Origin of the sequence: Chryseobacterium pennipullorum (genome assembly GCF_003384725.1) — a bacterium.
GTDB lineage: Bacteria > Bacteroidota > Bacteroidia > Flavobacteriales > Weeksellaceae > Chryseobacterium > Chryseobacterium pennipullorum.
The window spans coordinates 155310-176820 of sequence record NZ_QNVV01000001.1 but is presented as its reverse complement, the minus strand read 5'-3'; the positions used below and the strand labels follow the sequence as shown (position 1 = coordinate 176820).

Here is a 21511-nt window from a genome sequence, read left to right as displayed (position 1 = left end):
TCACAAACTTGACAATAGAAATATGATGAATGTCATAACAATTGTGTTTAATTTTTTTGTTTAACAATTTTGTCAAAAATATTTTTTGATTTAAATTTGCACAAATTTGTTTAACAAAAATGTCAAATCAAGCAAAAAAAGACCAAACACAGGAATTGATCAAAGAGACAGCGAAGAATTTATTCTTTGTGAAAGGAAAATTTGATGCTACTACGCAGGAGATCGCCGATGAAGCAGGAGTGAACAGAACGCTGATAAATTACTATTTCCGGTCGAGAGATAAACTGATTCAGATCATCTTTGATGAAGCGCAGAGAGTAGAACAGGAAAAATCCAAAATCATTCAGAATTCTGATCTTCCCTTTAAGGAAAAAATCAGCAAGTTCATAGAAAGCAGCCTCTCCACAAGTCTGCAGTATCCTTATCTGGAAACCTACATCGTTTCACAGATCAATAAAGGAACCTGCCATCATAGAGAAATTGAAGAAGATATTCTGAATGATATGTACAGGGATATCGAAAAAGAAATGGAATTGGGGAATATTGAAAAGATGGCTCCTGTTCAGTTTATACTGAATATGGTTTCACTGTTGGTTTTTCCAAGTGCAATACGGCCTCTGTTTATGGAGAATCTTTTAATTGATGATCAGGAATATGATAAAATAATTTCTGCAAGAAAAGAGATTATCATTAATATGTTGTTTAAAAACTAAAAAAGTGAAAAAATTATAAAGTATTTCTGAGAATGATCCGTCATTTAGAAATAATATAATGTGAGAAACAAAAAAAATAAACGAAGTATAAAATTATGAAAGGAAAACGTATAACTGCTAATAAGCTAAAAATTGGGATAGCTGCAGCATTTATGATTTTCGGCTTTTCATCGGTGTCTGCCCAGCAGCAGGTTTCCCTGCAGGAAGCAATAAAACAGGCACTCCAGAATAAGGCAGAGGCTAAAAAAGCCGCCCTACAGGTTAAAAAAGCCGAATATAAGATTGATGAAGCACGAGCAGGAGCCCTTCCTCAGATCAGTGCTACTGCGGGACTTACCTACAACCCAGTCATTCAGGAATCGTTACTTGAATTCGGGGGCGAAAGAATCAGAGCACAGCTGGGACAGCCATGGAGCTCCAGTGCTGTTGTTCAACTTCAGCAGGCATTATTTGACCAACGGGTTTTTACCGGTCTGAAAGCTGCAAAATCTACCAGAGAATTCTATGTGCTGAATGCCCAGCTTACCAATGAGCAGATCATCGAAAATGTAGCAACAGCCTATTATCAGGTTTTTGTACAGGAAGAAAATCTTAAAACGGTAGAAGCAAGCTATGCCAACACAGAAAGAGTAAGAAATGTGATCAAAAGTTTGGTAGATAACGGATTGGCAAAGTCTATAGACCTGGACCGTACAAATGTACAGCTTACCAATATCGGATCCAACAAGCAGCAGCTGATTAATTCTGTTGAATTGTCCAAAAATGCTTTGAAATTCTATATGGGAGTTCCCATTGCTACAGATATCGAGCTTGAAGAAAAAACAATAGAGCCAAAACCCGAACTGCTGGCAAGCAATGTAAATCTTGACAGCCGTACCGAAATCAGAGTGCTAAATAAAAACAGAGAGCTGCTCCAGTTCAACAAGAAAGCCACTGAAGCCTATCTTTATCCTACAGTAAGTCTTACAGCAAACTATGGCTGGGCAGGTATGGGTAAAAAATTTCCATTAACCAATGGTCTGAACAATGGGGTACTATGGAGTGATTACTCTGCAATTGGTCTGAATGTCAACATTCCTATCTTCACAGGAGGTGCTACAAAAGCGAAAATTCAACAGGCTGAGATTGATATCCAGGATATAGATCAGGATATTCAGAAAACACAGTTGAGTCTGGATCTTGATCATAAGAACGCTATTACCAATATGGAAAATGCAATCATTAATATCCAGAGTACAAAAGATAATGTGGACCTAGCAGAAAGGGTACAGAAAAATACCCAGTCCAATTATCAGTACGGCTTGGCAACCCTTACCGAAGTACTGGATTCTGAAAATGCACTGACGCAGGCAAAGCAGAATTATTCTAATGCATTATTAGATTACAAGCAGGCTGAGATCAAGCTGATAAAAGCTAAGGGTGAACTTAATACACTACAAAACTTATAATTAACGAAAATGAAAAAAACTTTAATATATATCATCGTAGCCGCTGTACTTGTAGGGTTAGCCGCTTACAAGATCGCAGGAAACAAAGAAAAGCAGACTCAGGAAGTAAAAGAAGTTGCCAAGCAGGTAGATAAAATCAACGTAAATATTGTCACTGTTGCCAGAGAAAATATTGATACGGATTATTCAGCGAACGGAACTTTCATTCCAAAGCAGGAAATGAACCAGTCGGCCGAAATATCAGGACGTATTGTAAACGTACTGGTTAAAGAAGGTTCCAGAGTGGGCGCAGGGCAAGTGTTGGCGACAATAAAAAGAGATGCTATCGAAGTGGATGTGACGCAGGCTCAGAATAACCTTCAGAATGCCATCATTGACAATCAGCGTTATGAAAATGCCTACAAAACAGGCGGAGTGACCAAGCAGCAGCTCGACAACTCAAGACTGCAGCTTAAAAATATGCAGGCCGCTGTTCGTGCTCAGGGAGTAAAAGTAAATGATACCAGCATCCGTGCCGGAATCAGCGGTACAATCAACAAGAAGATGGTAGAGCCGGGAACAGTGGTTTCTCCAGGTACAGCATTGTTTGAGATCGTTAATATCAACAGCCTGAAACTTTCTGTTTTAGTCGATGAAAGTCAGATCGGAAGAATACAGCTGGGTCAGGAAGTTCCTATTAATGTAAATGTGTTGCCGGAAGATTCTTTTGTAGGTCGAATTACATTCATCGCGCCAAAAAGTGATGCTTCTTTGAATTTCCCGGTTGAAATTGAAGTTCAGAACAGAGGAAATCTAAAAGCAGGGATGTACGCGACAGCTACCTTTAAAACAAATAACGGAGCAGAAACGCAGAATATGCTTACGGTGCCGGCTGAAGCCTTTGTAAACGGGGTAAGCTCAGGACAGCTATTTGTTGTTGAAAACGGGGTTGCCAAACTGATAAAAGTAACGGTTGGAAAGGTGTATGGAGATAAAGTTCAGGTACTAAGCGGATTAAATGGAGGAGAACAGGTAGTAACCAGCGGACAGATTAACCTTGACAACGGATCTAAAGTGAATATTATAAAGTAGGAGGTTTATGAAGTTAGCAGAAATATCGATTAAAAGACCATCGTTGGTAATTGTATTATTTACAATTCTGACGCTGGGGGGTATCCTGAGTTATACACTCATGGGATACGAATTGATTCCGAAGTTTGAAACCAATATGGTAACCATTTCCACGGTTTATCCCGGGGCTTCCCCTGCAGAGGTGGAAACTTCCGTGACCCGGAAGATTGAGGATGCCGTAGGTTCTTTGGAAAATGTGAAAAAGGTAGAATCTTCTTCCTATGAGAGTTTATCCGTGATCATGGTTCAGCTGAACGATGGGGCAGACGTAGATTACGCGCTGAATGATGCCCAGAGAAAGGTGAACGCCATCCTCGCAGACCTTCCGGATGATGTGGATGCACCGTCCCTGAATAAATTCTCTTTGGATGATCTACCGATTATCACGATGAGTATATCATCTGATAAGCTGAACAGTAAAGATCTTTACGACTTACTGGATAAAAAAATTGAACCGATCTTCTCCCGTGTTAACGGGGTAGCTCAGGTTGATCTTGTAGGAGGCCAGGAAAGAGAAATTCAGGTAAACCTGGATGAAAAAAAGCTGCAGGGATATGGGCTTTCTATTGCTGATGTGCAGCAGGCTATTCTTTCATCAAACCTTGACTTCCCAACGGGGAGCTTGAAAACGAGAACGAATAAATCTACGATCAGACTATCAGGAAAGTATAAGTCGATTGCGGAAATGAACAACCTTGTTGTTTCCAATAAAAACGGAGCTCAGGTACGTCTATCTGATATTGCTACCGTTTTCGATTCCCAGAAAGATGTTGAAAAAGTAGCACGATTCAACCAGTTTCCAACGATCCTGATGCAGGTTAAAAAACAATCCGATGCCAATGCGGTAGCGGTATCTGAAAGTGTTCAGAAAACCATTGCAACGGTAGAAGAAGCATATAAAGTTCAGGGCGTAAAAGTAAAAATTGTAAACGATACAACAGAGTTTACCCTTGAATCCGCCAACCACGTAATTTTCGACTTATTCCTGGCGATTATTCTTGTGGCCATTGTGATGCTGTTATTCCTTCACAGTATCCGAAACGCATTCATTGTAATGGTTTCTATCCCGGCTTCCCTGGTGGCGGCGTTCATCGGAATGAATTTAATGGGATATACGCTGAACTTAATGAGTTTATTGGGACTTTCCCTTGTGGTGGGTATTCTTGTGGATGACGCGATTGTAGTACTTGAAAATATTTACCGTCACATGGAGATGGGTAAAAGCAAGATCAGGGCAGCCTATGATGGTGCTTCAGAAATTGGATTTACCGTTGCTGCGATTACTTTGGTAATTGTAGTGGTATTCTTACCGATTGCGATGAGTTCAGGTCTTGTTGCAAACATTTTGGCCCAGTTCTGCGTCACGGTGGTTATTGCAACCCTTTTATCATTGTTAGCATCCTTTACCATTATTCCTTGGCTTTCTTCCAGATTTGGTAAGCTTGAGCATTTAACAGGGAAAAACTGGTTCGAGAAATTTATCCTTTGGTTTGAAGGAATGATTGACAAATTCACCCACTGGATTACAGGAATTCTTGAATGGTGTTTGAAAACTACTTTAAGAAGGGTGTCTACAGTCATTATAACCTTTATTGTATTAATCAGTTCATTTATGCTGGTGGCATTTGGCTTCATTGGAGGAGAATTCTTCCCGCCAATCGACCGTGGTCAGTTCCTGGTGCAAATGGAGCTTTCCAAAGATGCAACTGTTGAAAAGACCAATCAGCTGACATTGGATGTTGAGAAGTTCTTAAGAAATGATAAAGATGTAGTAGACCTTATTACCACCGTGGGTCAGCAATCAACAGGTTTTGGAGGTGCCCAGGCTACAACGTATCAGTCTGAGGTTCAGGTAAACCTGACCGATAAGTCTGAGCGTAGCGAAAGTACCAACATCAAAGCAGCAAAAGTAAAAAGAGCTCTGGAAGAGAAGTTCACGGGAGTGGAATTCAAAACAGCTCCAATCGGGATTATGGGGGCTGAAAATGCACCGATCGAAATGGTGGTAACAGCTCCGGATAATGCAATTGCTGTAAAAGAAGCAACAAGAATCCTTGAATTGCTGAAGAAAGTTCCGGGAGCAGTGGATGCAGAATTGTCAACAGATACAGGTAACCCGGAAGTTCAGGTAAATATCGACAGAGATAAAATGGCTTCTTTAGGCTTAAACCTCTCAAGTGTAGGACAGACGATGCAGACTGCATTCAACGGAAATACAGATGGAAAATTCAGAGCCGGAGAGTATGAATACGATATTAACATCCGTTTTGGTGATGCCAACAGACAATCCATCGATGATGTTAAAAATCTGATGTTTACCAACCCGCAGGGACAGCAGGTTCGTCTGAGCCAGTTTGCAGAAGTGAAGATGGGTTCAGGACCGAGTTTGCTTGAACGTAGAGATAAATCTCCTTCCGTAAAAGTAAGAGCGAAAGCAGTAGGTAGACCGGTAGGGGATGTTGCCAACGAATGGGCTGCCCAGTTTATGGAGAGCAAAACCAAACCTGTAGGAGTAGATTACATCTGGAGTGGGGATATGGAAAACCAGCAGGAAGGTTTCGGTACGTTGGGAATTGCATTGCTTGCAGCAATTGTATTGGTATACCTGGTAATGGTTTCATTGTATGACAGCTTTGTTTATCCGTTTGTGGTATTGTTCTCTATTCCATTGGCGATGATTGGGGTAATGGTGATCCTTGCTCTAACCGCCAATTCACTGAACATCTTTACCATGCTGGGGATGATCATGTTGATTGGTCTTGTTGCGAAGAACGCGATCCTTATCGTTGACTTTACAAATGCAAGGAAAGAAGCGGGAGCCAATACCCACGATGCTTTGATCCAGGCCAATCACGCACGTCTTCGTCCGATCCTGATGACAACCATTGCAATGATCTTTGGTATGTTGCCAATCGCATTGGCATCAGGAGCAGGAGCGGAAATGAACAAAGGTCTTGCATGGGTAGTTATCGGTGGTTTGACATCGTCTCTATTCCTTACCCTGATCATTGTACCGGTAGTATACTCTCTGTTTGACTCTATTCTACGAAGAATGGGCAAGCATAATAAAGTAGATTATGAAGCCGAAATGAAGGCAGATTATGATCACAGAGAATTGAATGAAGACGGATTTACTCCGAAACATTTAGACTAAATATAACAACCTTAATTAACCGAAAAACCGTATCACTCGTTGATACGGTTTTTTATTTTCTTATTAATAATTGATCATAAAAAAAGCTTCCAGCAAAACTGGAAGCCCTTTTATATTATCAGTGAAAAATTAATCTGCCATAGCCTCACCGGACTTTCTGTAGATGAAATTTCCGTAGATATGTCTTCTTGCAAAACGGCTTGGAGAATCAGCGTTGACCATTTTGATATACGTATTTCTTGGAACTCCGATGTACTCATACATTTTACCATTCAGATGCTGGACAGTCAATATCGACTTTTCCAGAAAGAAATCCTGAATATTGGATTTTGTTATAGTTTCCGTGTATTCTTCTTTATATTTTTCCTGAGTCTCCGGGTTGATGCTCACCAAAAAATGATAAGCTTCAATCACAGTTTTACTTTTTTCTTCTGCTTCCAGCTTTCCAGCCTCATCATTCACAAATTTATCAGGATGTGAATCTTTCATCGTATTCCTGTAAATTGTTTTCAGTTCCTTTAAGGTAACATTCTGATCAACTCCAAGAAGCTTTCTGTGCTCACCAATTCTTTTCATAGGTAGATATTTATTGATTTTTAAGGATTTACAGTCGTTCGGTTACAGCTATTCTTCTGCTTCATACGTTCCTGTATTTGAATCCTTATTTTCGGGGTGCAAAATTAGGGAAATAAATTTAAAAAAACATAACTTATTCATTATTAATTTATTTAGTGTTGCTTTTGGGTAAAAATATTCCAGGGAAAAGAACAAATCAAAAAGTTGATTACCAATATAACATTTGATGGCAGACAGTGAATTGAATAATAAAAATTGGCTTGTATAAAGAGTGGAAGAGTGAACTGTTTTTATTTAAAAGAAAACAGAACAGAAACCTTAGCTTCTGTTCTGTAGAATAATCATCAGACTTATCACTCAGCTTTTTCTGTGGCATAAGCAGCACTTGCTTCCCGTGAAGCTTCTACCATCGCGATCAGTGCCTTTTCCGTCTCTTCCCAATGACGGGTCTTCAGTCCACAGTCGGGATTTACCCAAAGCTGTTGTGCGGGAATGACAGCCTGAGCTTTCTTAAGGAGCCGAACCATCTCTTCTTTGGAAGGAACCCTGGGAGAATGAATATCATAGACTCCGGGACCAATTTCATTCGGATATTTAAAATCGGCAAAAGCATTCAGCAGCTCCATTTGGCTTCTGGAACATTCTATGGTGATCACATCAGCGTCCATATCAGCAATATTCTGAATGATATCGTTGAATTCAGAATAGCACATGTGCGTATGAATCTGAGTGGCGTCCCCAACACCGCTGGCAGAAATTCTGAATGCTTCAACAGCCCATTTCAGGTACTGCTGCCATTCCGATTTTCTTAAAGGAAGGCCTTCCCGGATCGCCGGTTCGTCAATCTGAATAACCCTTATTCCCGCTTTTTCAAGATCCGTTACCTCGTCGCGAATAGCCAGGGCGATTTGTTTACACGTAAGAGAACGAGGCTGATCGTCCCGTACAAATGACCATTGAAGAATTGTGACAGGGCCGGTGAGCATTCCCTTCACCCATTTTTGCGTTAAAGACTGGGCGTATTCTGACCAATAAACGGTCATGGGATGAGGGCGGTGAACATCACCATAAATCACAGGAGGCTTTACACATCGGCTTCCATAGCTCTGTACCCACCCGTTTTGGGTAAAGGCAAAGCCAGCCAGCTGTTCCCCGAAATATTCTACCATATCATTGCGCTCAAACTCACCATGGACGAGCACATCTATTCCAATTTCCTCCTGCCACCGGATGGTTCTTTCTGTTTCCCTTTTCAGCAGATCATCATACTGTGCAGCGGTGAGTTCTCCTCTTTTGAATTTTGCTCTCCAGCCCCGTACTTCTTTTGTCTGTGGGAAAGACCCGATGGTCGTAGTGGGAAACAGAGGAAGCTGTAATGATTTCTGAGCCTGTTTTCTTACACTGAACGGACTGTTTCTCTGCGCATCATTTTCAGTGGTGAAGGCAGCGCGGCTTTTTACCTCCTGATGATGAATCAAAGGGGAAACCTTGCGGTTTTCGATTGCCTGTTTATTTTCGGCCAGCTGCTGTAAAATATGATAATCCGGATTTTCTGAAGCCAGTTTTTTGAGAGAGGTAACTTCATAGACTTTCTGTTTGGCAAAAGCCATCCACTGTTTAATTTCAGGCGAAAGTATACTTTCATTCCCTTCAGCGTCAAGATCAAAAGGGATATGAAGAAGAGAGCAGGAAGGGGCGATGAAAATTCTTTCTGTCCCCATTGTAGCAACGGCTTTTCTAATGAACTGTAAGGATTTCTCAAAATCATTTTTCCATATGTTTCGTCCATCTATAATGCCTAAAGAAAGGCTTAGGGTTGGCGGAATATGCTGTAATACCTCATCCAGCTGTTCGGGACAGCGTATCAGGTCAATATGCAGTACATCAGCAGGGAGAGATACTGCAAGGGAGAGGTTGTCTTTTACACCCTCAAAATAAGTGGCCACAATGAACTTCAGATTTGTGAAGTGTTTCCTGAGCTCAGCGTACACTAACTCATAGGCTTTCTTTGCTTTTTCATTGAGATCCAATGCCAGAAAAGGCTCATCAAACTGGATGTACGTGGCCCCCTGACGTTCAAGTTCCTTTAGGAGTTCAATATAAACCGGCAGCAGGTTTTGAACCAGATCCAGTTTATCAAAACCGTCTTCTTTCTCTTTCCCCAAAAGAAGATAAGTTAGGGGACCAATAATAACGGGCTTTGCGTTGATTCCTGCCTGCCTGGCGCTGATCAATGCATTGATGATCTTATCTGAAAAGAGACGGAACTGTTGGTTCTTACTGAATTCCGGAACGATATAGTGATAGTTGCTATCAAACCATTTTGTCATTTCCATAGCCGTAATGTCCAATCCGTTTTTCTGATACCCTCTTGCCATGGCGAAATAGAGGTCGAGCTCCGTACTGCCGGCATCAGAAGCGATCTCCTGATACCGTTCAGGAATAGCTCCCACGGTAAGGGTCATATCCAATACCTGGTCATAATAGGAAAAATCATTGCACGGAATAAGATCAATACCTGCTTCCTGCTGAAGTTTCCAGTTTTGAAGGCTGATGTGGTCTCCGGTTTCCAGCAATTCTCGGGCTGATGTTTTTCCTGCCCAATACTGTTCACAGGCTTTCTTGAGTTCTCTGGTGCTACCAATACGCGGGTAGCCAAGGATGTGTGTTTGCATTCTTTTAAACTTTTAATTAAATTTTAGCTATAAAAGCCCTCTTATAATGCTTCGCAACACCAGCGCGGAAGAATTTCAGCAATAAAGAAAAATACTTGACGAACGTAATGTGATCAGAGTCTGATAACTTTGGAGTATAGAAATCAATTTCATTCTGTGCGAAACAGACCGCTCATGATTACAGCAGTATACCTCTTGCCATTAAGCAGAGTATTGCTATAAAAAATACCGGCTTCACAAAATATCAATCCACATCCAGGTACGTTCACAAAATATCATCTGTATGACCAAAAGCTTCAACCGCGAAAGCATTGTCAGTTCAGAACAGGCAGGTCTCCTGGCTTGTAACAGCTTTTATCATCCTTCCCGCTTTGGCAGTGGATATCTTTGATAAAAGCTTTGGTTTTGTTACTTACAGTTGCGCGACAGCTCGTGATTTTCACACGATTCCCTATTAATCTACGATGGTAAAACCTTTTCTGTTTGATGAAGTATTTTAAAGAACAAAATAGGTTGTAAAGGTAAATAATATGGGTAATTAATTGGAGTTTATTTGAAAATTAAGGATATAATTTTATTTTTTAGTACTATAAAAGATAAATATTCTTTAATTTTGAAAAAAATATTATAAAAAAGAATATTATCCTGTGGAAAGACTAGATGAAAAGGATCTTCAGCTGCTAAGAATCCTGCAGAAAAATGCTAAACTAACCGTGAAAGAACTGGCAAAGGAAATCAATTTATCCCCTTCTCCTGTTTTTGAGAGAGTTAAAAGACTTGAACAGGAAGGGTATATAAAGCACTATGCTGCTGTTTTGGAAGCTGAAAAGCTGAACAGGGGTTTTATTGTATTTTGTCAGGTTAAATTGAAAATCCACGACCGTTCCGTTGGAAATCGGTTTGTGAAAGATATCCTGCACATCGATGAGGTAGCAGAATGCTATAATATATCCGGTGATTTTGATTTTCTGCTAAAGGTTCAAGTGAGGGATATGAAGCACTATCAGGATTTTGTATTCAATAAGCTGGGATCAGTGGATTCTATAGGAAGCACTCACAGTACCTTTGCGATGGCTGAAGTCAAAAATACGCATGGCGTTTCCATATAAGAAGCGTACATTACGCATATCAGTTCTGTAGTGATTACTCTCACAGTAATTCAACGGTTTGAATACATTGAATAGTCCAAACAAAAAGCAGTACCCGAAATGAGTACTGCTCTCGTATATTTACAATCAGTTAAGCTTATGGCTCATCACAATTTCTTTTCAACTTCGTAAAGATTTTGTCAAAATCTTTATAGACTGTTCCCTCGTCATCACGTTTTTGTCTGAAGCTGCTGTTGGCACAGTTATGAAATCCTAGACCAATCATATCGATCAGCGCATAATCTTCCTTTTGAGGATCATTCATTTTCGCATTGAATCTTGCCATTACTGCCTTTGGATCAGCATTGTTTTTGCTTTTGAGTTCCGTATAGTTTTTCCATACAGCAAACATTTTTTCTTTATCAGGGGAAGAAATAGCGTCAATCTGTTCTCTGCAGGTCTCGTAATACTTGCTGTTTTTCAGTGTGGAAGGATCAGAATACGCGATAATTTCTTCTTTATTCAGTTGGTATTCGTTTTCAAAAGAGTGAATGGTTTCCTGCTGAAGTTTTTTCCACATCGGAAGGTCGATCACTTTCAGGCTGTACAGTTCCTTTTTCTTTTCCTGGTATTGCCTGTCCAGATCTTCTAGATAAGCTTCTCTATTCTTCCGGATTTCTTCCAGCTGAGAAATTTTGAAAACCGGACGGATGTCAAACTGAACCCCATTGAACTGATACAACAGCTTATTCACTCCGTCTATTTCCTCTTTTTTATATCTGATGGAATCAAAATAACCCTTGTTATCACAATTAAAGGTCTGATAGCTGTAAGGTGCCAGATTGGAAGCTTTTGCGGGCGCTTTCTGACCCCATATAGTAACAGACAGAGCTAAAGAAAGCCCGATCGTCAATTTTTTAATGTACATAGTTGTTGAAAGAATCTGAATTTTCTGAATTTCGCTTCAAAATTAAGGCTTTAAATTCAAAATATAAATAGATTTTCTCAATTGATTTTGCAAATTTTATATGGATTTTGTACTGTAGAGGTTATTAAAGTTTTATAATTTATATGGAAAGCCTTTAACTGTGAGGTATACAGATAATATAAATAAAAATTATGGATGTGAATATTGTTGGTAATTTACTTGGATTTCGACAAACTTCTATATTGATTTCGTATCAAACTCATTGGGTTTTGGAATAAATTCAAAAGGTTGGATTAAAAATTGGGTCATCTTAATTCCTTTTCTTGGTCTTGATCATTGTTTTTTCAGATTTAAAATAATAGATTTACATGAATAAACACAAACCATGATCTATTATTTTTTTCTTCTTTTTATTATCGCTGTTTTCGGAGGAATCGCATATCTGATCATGCGTTTTTTCAATAAATGGACTAAGAATAGCAAGTATGAATTGATTTTTAATACATTAATATTTATCGGATCATTTTTTCTGGTATCATTTCTAAGTCTTTGTATTTTCTTTTCTACTGTTGATTTTTCCAGATAATCCTGTATTTTTTCTGATCATTACATAAGCTATGCACATGTTGATGAAAAGGGCAGCCCAAACATTTAAACCATAAAAAAGCTGGTAATCATGTTGGGTTTCATTATACAAAAGATTTTTAACGATCCTGAATGTAATGGCTGTTGTGGTTACCGCATAGCTTAACATCATATAATTTCTATGCCTGATCATATTTCCTTTTTTAATAGAAAGGACAGCAGCAACAGTGAAATAGGCCCAGAGAATATCCTGAATCAAAAATCCTGTAATACCGATAAGACCTCCATTTGAAAACAGTCCCAGTACAAAACATGCCGGAACATTGATAATCAAAATATTGTAAACATATATTTTCCCAATGATCTTATGAAGAACTCTGTTCTCTACTAAAAACCGATTGGAAAATTGGGTAAGGCCAGCCAGAAGACAAAGTGTTATAGAAAAAATATGAATGTAGAAAAAAGCCATCCAGTACGGATTCCCGACCACCTGCTGCTTAAAGGCCAGAAATCCGATGTTTTTATTAAATGATGTATATTGGGAAATCGTTTTCAGCATTAGAATACTGAAAAGAAGGATTAAAAATAAAGCAGTTACTTTTATGATTTTTATTCCCAAAGATTGCATGACTTATGAAGGTTCAGCGCTGTTGATATGGATTATTTCAGGATTCTGACCATCTGAATTTCTTTTCGATCTTCCATACAGCCCTATTTCAAGATCATTTGGGGATTCACAATCCAGTTCTGAAGGATGTACATAAGTATACATACCATACCCATGTCCGGAAACAAGCCATCCTTCGGTTAGCTTTAAGTGTATAATATTAAAATCCCCTGCTGGGCCCCCACCATATACCGGCCCAAATTCTTTCATTAGTTTTATTGCTTCTTCTTTTACGTCTTCGACAGTAGAAATGTCGTCAAAAATAATATATGTACCATTTTCAAAAAGAACCCAATCCTGAAATTTGGGATTAATGGCAAGCTTTACATGTTCAATCATGATTAATAGTTTAAAATAAGAGTAATAAGTTAATATTTTTATTTATTATACAGGCTTTTACACATCATCAATTAATCATCAATGATATCCTGATTCTACAATATTCCTTTGATTCGTAAATGCTGCAAAAGCATAATGGTCTTAGCATCTTTAATTTCTCCTGTATCAATCATTTTCAGCGTTTCCTCAAAAGAAAATTCCAGAACTTCAATCTGTTCACCTTCTTCTTCCAGTCCGCCACCATCGTTAATTTTCATATCATGTGAATATTCGGCAATAAAGAAATGAAGAATTTCTGTAACCGATCCGGGAGACATATAGGCTTCAAACACTTTTTGTGCCTGGGTGATTTTATATCCGGTTTCTTCTTCGGTTTCCCTTCGGATGCAATCCTCCGGATTGTCATGATCCAGTAGTCCTGCACAGGCCTCAATAAGCATTCCTGTTGCATTTCCATTAATGTAGGTGGGAAGCCGGAACTGTCTGGTAAGAATGACATTTCGGGAAACCCTGTTGTAAAGCAGTATTACAGCTCCATTTCCGCGGTCATAAGCTTCTCTGCTTTGGGTCTCTTCCGTACCGTCTTTTTTTCGAATCGAATACGTCACTTTGTTTAAGGTATACCAGTTGTCAGAAAGAATCTCTGTTTTTAAGATGGTGATATTAGGGTTTTGCATAAGATATATCTCTATATTGTAATGGATTGGAAATCTCATTAGCTCTTTCCATGAAAGAGCCTGACAAGATTATTGGAAATTATTTTAGTAAATCATTCAGTGCCTCCGTGACTTCAGGGAACTTAAACTGAAAGCCTGCATTTTGAATTTTTTGCGAAGAAGCCCTGGAGCCCTTAAGAACTGCATTGGCAAGTTCTCCAAAAATCAGTTTTAAAACAAACTCCGGAACATTAGGCATCAGTAAAGGTTTGTGTAGGACTTTAGCCATTTTTTTTGTGAACTCTGCATTGGTAATGTGCTGTGGAGAAACAGCATTATACGGACCATGCATGCCTGAATTTTTCAAAGCAAATTCGTAGATTGAGCAGATGTCGTCAATGTGGATCCAGGGCATATACTGTTTCCCGCTTCCCAAAGGCGAACCGATATAATATTGTACCGGTGTGATCATTTTTTTCAGGGCACCGTCTTTTTCAGAAAGGACAACAGCGGTGCGGATCTTTACGACCCTTTCCGCAAGATCCTGCTCTTTAAAATCATCAGCCGCTCTTTCCCATTGCACAACCACTTCACTTAGAAAGTCATTACCTGGCAGATCATCTTCCTGAAATATCTTTTCCGATGTTACCGTCCCATAAAAATTGATTCCTGAAGCCGAAATAAAGGACTTCAGTTTTATATTATTCTTTTTTAAAGCAGTCCGTAGGAGTTCTGCAGAATCCACCCGGCTGGAGATCAATTGCCTTTTTCTTTCTGGAGTCCAGCGTTTCTCTGAAATATTGGCACCTGCAAGGTGAATGATGTGAGAAACATTATCCAGAGCTGCTTCATCTATACTTCTTTTTCCCGGATCCCATTCATATTCATTGTCCTGTTTTTTCCGGCGGGTGAGAAGCCTTACATTATATTGCGTTCCCAGCCTGTAGGCTAGCTCCCTGGCAATCATACCGCTGGCTCCGGTAATCAAAACTACTTCTTTCATATTGCTGTTTAATGGTGGTGAGTATTGCTATGCCTGATTTTTTACGATCAGTATAAAGTCATCATCCAGAAGTTTATATCCGTAATCATAAATAAACTTGTATTCAGAACCGTTTTTATAAACTTTCAGATTGGTAAAATAATCAAAATCAAAACCCAAGCCATCCAGTCTGGCTCTGGTCACTTTTGTTTTGCCATCCGTATTGATTTCTACAAGGATGCGATAATTTTTACGGAGCTTATTATTGACATTCCGCATCAGGTTGTTAGAATCCTTGTTCTGTTTATTATTGTAGGCGTTCCGGCAGGCATCGTTGCAGAATTTTTTATCGGATCGTCCGATAATTTTTTCGCCACATTCCAGGCAGTTCATGATGTTTATTTTTTCATTTTATGGTGTTGCACATGTCCATGGGCATGTTTTTTTCTTAACAGCTTTTTAAATCTGCTATGGGAAGGATAGCTCCTGTTTGACGTTATATTATTAAAAAATAATGCCACAATCAGCAGAATAATACACCCTGAAAGAACAGGAGAGATTACATACCAGTATCCAAGCTCCGGAATTTTTCCTGTCGAGCTTACCGCAATCAGCGCAGTGGCTCCTCCCGGTGGATGCAGAGTCTTGGTATACTGCATCAATACAATGGAAAAAGCTACCGCCAACGGTGCAGAAAGCCAGATAATATCGGGCACAAACTGATAGACGGTGACTCCCACCAGTGCAGAAAGAACATGGCCGCCCACAAGATTCCTGGGCTGGGCAAGGGGACTCTGAATGGCTCCATAGATCAGTACACTAGAGGCCCCGAAAGAACCGATCAGGAATATGTTTTCCGTCTCTGTAAGTGAATGCGACTGGATAAATGCAATAATCCCAATGCCAAAAAACGCTCCTAGAAATGACCAGAAATGCTCTTTATAATCAACAAGAGTTTCTTTATAGATTACATATTTTGAGACTCTGAATGTTCTTTTAATGGTCTTCTTCATTTAATCTTCTTTATTTTTTTAAAATTTGAATAAGGTGGTCTGCAAAAGGCTGAGTGTAGGTTCCGTCCTGATCATAATCAGGATCTAAGATGGTAATTTCCATACCAAAGCAGTGTGGGTTTTCAATCAGAGGTTGCAACATTTCGCTGAGATCTCCATAGGATCCCGTCATCCATTCTGCTGTCTACGGCGGGCATAAGTTCGTCTTTCAGGACATCCACATCCAAATGGATGAAAAAGCCGTCCAGCCCTTTTTCTTGTGTCATTTTTAAGAAATCTTCAGCCGTTTTTCTAAAGCCGTTCCGGCGGAGATGTCCAAGGTCAAAGTAATGAATATCAGAGTTAACGATTGCACGCACATATTCATCATCATCTGTTTCTGCATTTCCACAACAGAAAATATTATCTTCAGATAAATAAGGCTTCAATCCATCTATATCCGTCAGTTTCTGATGTCCGGTTCCGGTAATAATGGCGAGATCCATTCCTGCTGCGCCTCCCGTTTCTGAGAGTTCAGGCGGGATAAAGTCCGTATGTCCGTCAAGATAAAAAAGTCCGAAATTCCCCAGCTTTTTCAATGCAATTGCATTTCCGATCAGAATACTGCAATCGCCACCCAGAATAATATTAAAGGTATCTTTCTTATAATTACCTACAATAAGCTCAGCCTGTTGTCTTGCGTAGTCAATAATACCGTCCGCATTCCTGACTTTCGACTCATTGTCAAAATCCATAGTATATTCCGGCGCTTCAAGCCTGAAAACATGGGAAGGAGAGATTCTTTTATGAAAATCAAACTTTCTGAGCCAGTCCGGAAGTTTACGTACTCCAGGTTCTATCTCATGTTCTTTTTTTGTTAGCCCCAAATTGAGAGGAAACTCAAAAATATTGATGTCCCTTTTCATAAATGAATTTTCACAAAGGTAAGGAATTATCCGTTTGTAAATGGATAGGTCAGCGATATAAAAGATGATAATGAATAAATCAATTCTTCTCTTTGCAAAAAAAAAAATCAAATTGAAATTTTTCACTCTGGCTTTAATTTTTTTTTAAGTTGCAAAATTTCTCAAATTATAATCTTGATTGTTGAATTTTTAATTTAAAAGTAGAATTTAGGCTTATTCATTTCGAACACGACCAATTTATGCAGGACAATTTTTATTTCTTTATTCGTTTTCAAACGATTACAAACGGATTTAAATAGTTTGTAACCGACTGCGCTGGGCTGTGATCGCAATCTTTGCAACAGAGATTTGAGAAAACAGTGAACCTCTCTGATCTGATTATTAATCTTTAAAATCTAAAAGTTATGTCACTAAGAAACAAAGTAACACTTATTGGTTACACAGGTAAAGAAGTTGAATTGATAAACTTCGAAAGCGGAAATGTAAAAGCAAGCGTATCGCTGGCTACCACCGATCATTACACCAATGCTAAAGGTGAAAAGGTAGAAGAAACACAATGGCACAATCTCATCGCATTCGGTAGAGCGGCGGAAATCCTTGAAAAATACGTTCCCAAAGGTAAAGAAATAGCCATTGAAGGAAAAATTACGTACAGATCGTATGACGATAAAGACGGAGTAAAGCGGTATATAACCGAAATTCGCATCGATGAAATCCTTTTATTAGGAGGGAAATAATTCTAAAAACGCAAATGATGAAAGTAAAGGTTTTTAAAATAAGGCTTCCCGAAGAATTTCTCTATAAAGATCAGCAAATGCTGGACGAGTTCCTCGAAGCCCATGAGATCATGAAAGTGGAAACAGCTTTTGTGAGTGAAGAACGGTATTGGTCTGTAATCCTATATTTTGAAGAATATAAATTGTCAAAAAATACAGTAAAAGAACCAAAAGTGGCGAAATACTCAGCAGATAACGACTCTTTGAATACAGATGAAGAAAAAATTCTTGATGCCCTTAAGGTGTGGAGATCGGAAAAAGCGAGAGAGCAGAATCTTCCCACCTACTTTATTGCCAGCAACAAGGAACTGATGTCTGTAGCCAAGTACAAGCCTGCCAAAAAAGAAGAACTTCTGGAAATCAAAGGTTTCGGAAAACATAAGATTGAAAATTATGGTGAAGAAATACTGGAGATCCTTGAAAGTGTATGATTTTTCAGAATCAATGATGATCTGATGATAAAAACCGGGAAGATTCTTTCCCGGTTTTTATGCTGTGTAAAATTCCTGGCAATTCCGTACTTTTGCGTTTATCAAAATGACATACAAGAAATGAAGCCAAGTTTAGCAAAAGGGACGAGAGATTTTACAGCACAGGAAGTTTCCAGAAGAAAATATATTATCAATATTCTACAGAATAATTTTGAATTATTCGGTTTCCAGCCATTGGAAACACCGAGCTTTGAAAATCTTTCCACACTGACAGGAAAATACGGGGAAGAAGGTGACCGTCTGATTTTTAAGATCTTGAACTCAGGTGAGTATACTTCAAAAGTAAACCAGGAAGATTGGGACCATAAAAATCATCAAAAGCTTACTTCGCAAATTTCTGATAAAGCACTTCGTTACGACCTTACCGTACCTTTTGCACGATTTGTTGCTATGAATCACGGGAAACTGACGTTTCCTTTCAAACGTTTTCAGATTCAGCCAGTCTGGAGAGCAGACCGACCGCAGAAGGGAAGATACAGAGAATTTTATCAGTGTGATGCTGATGTGGTAGGAAGTGAAAGCCTGTTGCAGGAGGTGGATCTGGTTCAGCTGTACTTAAAATCATTTGCAGACCTGAAGGTTCCTGTAACCATTCATATGAATAACAGAAAAATCCTTTCGGGATTAGCAGAATATGCGGGGATTACCGATAAGCTGATTGAGTTTACTGTGGCTTTGGATAAACTTGATAAAATTGGTAAAGAAGGAGTTGTCAACGAACTGCTAGAGAGAGAAATAGCTCAGGAGTCAATTGATAAACTGGATTTTCTGTTCAGTCAGTCGGATGATGCCTTAGAAAATCTTCTTCAGCTGAAAGAGAAATTTGCGGGTAACGAAATCGGCTTGAAAGGAGTGGAAGAGTTGGAGTTTGTTCTTACACAATCTCTTAATTTGGGCGTAAACATGCAAAGCCTGGTGTTTAACATTACTTTAGCAAGAGGTCTGGATTATTATACAGGTGCTATTTTCGAAGTGAAAGCAGATGAAGTGGCTATGGGATCCATAGGTGGTGGAGGTAGATATGATAACCTAACTGAAGTTTTTGGCGTTAAAAATATTCCGGGAATAGGAATTTCATTCGGATTAGACAGAATTTATCTCGTTATGGAAGAATTGAATCTTTTCCCTGAAGAAGCATCATCCAAAGTTGAATATCTGATCGCGAACTTTGGAGCGGATGGAACAACAGAGGCCCTAAAGCTAATGATGAAACTAAGAGCCAATGGAATTTCAGCGGAACTATATCCTGAAAATGCGAAAATCAACAAACAGTTTACCTACGCTGAGAAGAAAGGGATTAAAAACCTTGTTTTCTTGGGGGAAGAGGAAATTAAAAATAATACGGTCACCTTCAAAAATCTTGAAGCCGGAGAACAGAAAACTGTTTCTTTGGAGGAATTCTTAGGACAGTAGTTTAAAATCTTGTATAGAGAATAACTGAAGAAAAAGAACCTCCATAGTACGTAAAAATTAAAGAATCACTTCGATAAATTATAAGTTTATTGAAGATACGCGAAAGAAAAATCAACCACAAAAGCTTTTTTGTGGTTGATTTGTTTGACAGATAGTAAGATTTAAATATTTTTGATATCTAAATTCAGTTTAGAATTTGTACTTTGGATCGGTAGTAAGAGAGCGTGAAAAATATCCTCTTGATTCGCTAAAAACTTTTAAACATAAAACCAAATGAATACGATTTGTGCATTGTGCGGAACACCACTTACGCCCACAGATATGCTGATAGAAAAAAATAAGCTTGCGGATGGCGGATACCTGTGCACCGGATGCTTTACCAAAGCAATCAGTATTAACAGAGATCTTATCAATACGCTGGACCAGTTTTACTTCGCAGAGATTACAGGAATGTTTCTTAAGAATAAAATTGATGCAAGCCAAAATCCTGGCGGGATACAAAGCTCCAATGGAAATACATATGAATATGATGCGCCAACAAGATTGGATGCCATCAAAGACCAGATCGTGGCCCTTAATGCAAGGCTAAGTGTCTTTGCCAATGAAGAGGTCAATGAACTGGACCGTGTGTTGGATCAGGATGAAAATCTTTTGGCTATCGCAGAATGTATCTATCTTCAGAATAATAGGGAAGGAATTGTTTTTGCAACGCCGAGAAGAGTTGTTTTTATAGATAAAAAGATTTTAGGCGGAATTGTCAGAAATGAGTTTCCTCTGCGGGAGATTATTTCTATAGAACATATTGAAAACCTTTTGTATTCTGTTTTAAAAGTCAATATCAAAGGTATTTCAGCCGAATTTAAATTGCACAACAAAAATGATGGAAGGGCATTCTGTACCATCGTTAACAGAAATATTCAGGAACCTCAGCAATATCAGAAACGATCTACCGAACAGTTACATGCTTTCCAACCCAATATTTCCGGGTTGGTTAAGGAAAATGCATTCGCCGCTGGTAAAGAGTCATCTGAAGCTATTTTCGAGCAGCTTGAAAAGCTGGGGAGGCTTAAGGATAACGGAATTTTAACGGAGGATGAATTTGCCGAGCAGAAAAAAAAATTACTTGATAAATTATAAACAAGGAAAATGAAAAATACCTGTTCATTATGCAATACGGAACTAACGGCTATGGACACATTGCTGGGGGCCAATAAGCTTTCAGATGGTGGTGCCTTATGCAACCAATGTCTGGAAAAAGGAAGTGCTGTTAATCAGGAGTTGTTATACAAACTCAATACATTCAGCATTGGTGATATCCGCAATATGATAGAAGGCCGGAATGTACAGCATCAGGACCTGACAAGAAAGTCAGAACAATATCTTCCGACGCTTCAGGATCCGGTATCTCAGACCATTTCACGGGAAGTATACAGGCAAAGAAAAAGGAAAATAAAAAGCGAGCTTGAGAAGCTTAATGCAAACCTTTCCATGTTCACAAAGGGCGAAATTAAAGAGCTTCCTTACCTGATTTCTGAAGATGAAAAAATCATTGCAATAACTGATGCCCAGTTCGTTAATACCCTGGATGCAGGAATTTTGGTGGCTACCGCCAAAAGGATGCTTTCCGTTTCGAAATCCATGCTCGGACAAGCTAAGATCAATGAATATCCCAATGAAACTATTAAGACCGTAAGTTTTGTTACGGATCCCAGATCTCCTGTGATCAAATTGCATCTCGAAGAGAGAGTGGTTGAATTTGAATGCTATATGGATAAAGAAGATGCTGAAAAGTTTTATGATGTCATAAGGATGATCTATAATGATCCCCAGAAGCAAAATCAAAATCAAAGCGGAAGAGGAAAAGAGGTATCATCAGAAATGGTCTTTGAGCAACTTGAGAAATTAGGGAGACTTCGTGAAAGTGGTATTCTGACTGATGCTGAGTTTACAGAACAGAAAAGGAAGCTGTTGGAACAGTTAAGATAAAAAGGC

The 21511-nt window shown here is 39.0% G+C and carries 20 protein-coding genes and 1 riboswitch; of the genes, 10 read left to right on the top strand and 10 right to left on the bottom strand.

What is annotated here, in order from left to right:
* Nucleotides 1-119 precede the first annotated feature (119 nt).
* The 4 genes from DRF67_RS00820 to DRF67_RS00805 all read left to right on the top strand — a co-directional run bounded on the left by DRF67_RS00820 (nt 120) and on the right by DRF67_RS00805 (nt 6425).
* Nucleotides 120-713, top strand: a complete 594-nt coding sequence (locus DRF67_RS00820; protein WP_115925942.1) for a TetR/AcrR family transcriptional regulator — start codon at nt 120-122, stop codon at nt 711-713.
* Nucleotides 714-808: 95 nt separating this feature from the next.
* Nucleotides 809-2161 (top strand): TolC family protein, encoded by a 1353-nt coding sequence (locus DRF67_RS00815; protein WP_115925941.1) that lies wholly within the window; start codon nt 809-811, stop codon nt 2159-2161.
* 9 nt (nt 2162-2170) lie between these two features.
* Nucleotides 2171-3232, top strand: a complete 1062-nt coding sequence (locus DRF67_RS00810) for an efflux RND transporter periplasmic adaptor subunit (RefSeq protein ID WP_115925940.1) — start codon at nt 2171-2173, stop codon at nt 3230-3232.
* 7 nt (nt 3233-3239) lie between these two features.
* Nucleotides 3240-6425 carry an efflux RND transporter permease subunit gene (locus DRF67_RS00805; protein WP_115925939.1) on the top strand — a complete coding sequence of 1062 codons (3186 nt, stop codon included), beginning with the start codon at nt 3240-3242 and terminating at the stop codon, nt 6423-6425.
* Nucleotides 6426-6554: 129 nt separating this feature from the next.
* Here the strand turns inward: DRF67_RS00805 and DRF67_RS00800 are convergent, their stop codons facing one another.
* Nucleotides 6555-7001, bottom strand: a complete 447-nt coding sequence (locus DRF67_RS00800; protein WP_115925938.1) for a KTSC domain-containing protein — start codon at nt 6999-7001, stop codon at nt 6555-6557.
* 353 nt (nt 7002-7354) lie between these two features.
* The gene (metE, locus tag DRF67_RS00795; protein WP_115925937.1) at nt 7355-9676 is read right to left on the bottom strand and encodes a 5-methyltetrahydropteroyltriglutamate--homocysteine S-methyltransferase; all 2322 of its coding nucleotides are present in this window, start codon (nt 9674-9676) and stop codon (nt 7355-7357) included.
* A 310-nt stretch (nt 9677-9986) separates the two neighbouring features.
* Nucleotides 9987-10169: riboswitch (cobalamin riboswitch) on the bottom strand.
* A 154-nt stretch (nt 10170-10323) separates the two neighbouring features.
* Here metE and DRF67_RS00790 point away from each other — a divergent pair.
* Nucleotides 10324-10785: an Lrp/AsnC family transcriptional regulator gene (locus DRF67_RS00790; RefSeq protein WP_115925936.1), complete on the top strand. Its 462-nt coding sequence runs from the start codon at nt 10324-10326 to the stop codon at nt 10783-10785.
* Nucleotides 10786-10921: 136 nt separating this feature from the next.
* Here the strand turns inward: DRF67_RS00790 and DRF67_RS00785 are convergent, their stop codons facing one another.
* The 8 genes from DRF67_RS00785 to DRF67_RS00750 form a co-directional block, all read right to left on the bottom strand.
* Entirely contained in the window at nt 10922-11692 is a 771-nt protein-coding gene (locus tag DRF67_RS00785) for a hypothetical protein (RefSeq protein WP_228435700.1), read from the bottom strand.
* A gap of 541 nt (nt 11693-12233) precedes the next feature.
* Nucleotides 12234-12905 carry a DUF2306 domain-containing protein gene (locus DRF67_RS00780; protein WP_115925935.1) on the bottom strand — a complete coding sequence of 224 codons (672 nt, stop codon included), beginning with the start codon at nt 12903-12905 and terminating at the stop codon, nt 12234-12236.
* Between the two features lie 3 nt (nt 12906-12908).
* On the bottom strand, nt 12909-13283 hold the full coding sequence (locus DRF67_RS00775; protein ID WP_115925933.1) for a hypothetical protein: 375 nt from the start codon (nt 13281-13283) through the stop codon (nt 12909-12911).
* 95 nt (nt 13284-13378) lie between these two features.
* Nucleotides 13379-13960 (bottom strand): GDP-mannose pyrophosphatase NudK, encoded by a 582-nt coding sequence (gene nudK / locus DRF67_RS00770; RefSeq protein WP_115925931.1) that lies wholly within the window; start codon nt 13958-13960, stop codon nt 13379-13381.
* Nucleotides 13961-14039: 79 nt separating this feature from the next.
* Entirely contained in the window at nt 14040-14942 is a 903-nt protein-coding gene (locus DRF67_RS00765) for a TIGR01777 family oxidoreductase (RefSeq protein ID WP_115925930.1), read from the bottom strand.
* Nucleotides 14943-14969: 27 nt separating this feature from the next.
* Nucleotides 14970-15314 (bottom strand): hypothetical protein, encoded by a 345-nt coding sequence (locus DRF67_RS00760; RefSeq protein ID WP_115925929.1) that lies wholly within the window; start codon nt 15312-15314, stop codon nt 14970-14972.
* A gap of 5 nt (nt 15315-15319) precedes the next feature.
* A complete protein-coding gene (locus tag DRF67_RS00755) occupies nt 15320-15934 on the bottom strand; it encodes an HPP family protein (RefSeq protein ID WP_115925928.1) in 615 nt (204 codons plus the stop codon).
* 122 nt (nt 15935-16056) lie between these two features.
* Complete coding sequence (locus DRF67_RS00750) at nt 16057-16839, bottom strand: arginase family protein (protein WP_228435699.1); 783 nt, start codon at nt 16837-16839, stop codon at nt 16057-16059.
* Between the two features lie 404 nt (nt 16840-17243).
* Here DRF67_RS00750 and DRF67_RS00745 point away from each other — a divergent pair, with 404 nt between their 5' ends.
* From DRF67_RS00745 to DRF67_RS21725, 5 genes are all read left to right on the top strand, one after another.
* A complete protein-coding gene (locus tag DRF67_RS00745) occupies nt 17244-17576 on the top strand; it encodes a single-stranded DNA-binding protein (protein ID WP_115925926.1) in 333 nt (110 codons plus the stop codon).
* 14 nt (nt 17577-17590) lie between these two features.
* Nucleotides 17591-18046 (top strand): HRDC domain-containing protein, encoded by a 456-nt coding sequence (locus DRF67_RS00740; RefSeq protein ID WP_228435698.1) that lies wholly within the window; start codon nt 17591-17593, stop codon nt 18044-18046.
* Between the two features lie 120 nt (nt 18047-18166).
* On the top strand, nt 18167-19519 hold the full coding sequence (gene hisS / locus DRF67_RS00735) for a histidine--tRNA ligase (protein WP_115926268.1): 1353 nt from the start codon (nt 18167-18169) through the stop codon (nt 19517-19519).
* A gap of 273 nt (nt 19520-19792) precedes the next feature.
* Entirely contained in the window at nt 19793-20656 is an 864-nt protein-coding gene (locus tag DRF67_RS00730) for an SHOCT domain-containing protein (RefSeq protein WP_115926266.1), read from the top strand.
* Nucleotides 20657-20665: 9 nt separating this feature from the next.
* Entirely contained in the window at nt 20666-21505 is an 840-nt protein-coding gene (locus DRF67_RS21725; RefSeq protein WP_228435697.1) for a PH domain-containing protein, read from the top strand.
* The last annotated feature ends 6 nt before the right edge of the window (nt 21506-21511 follow it).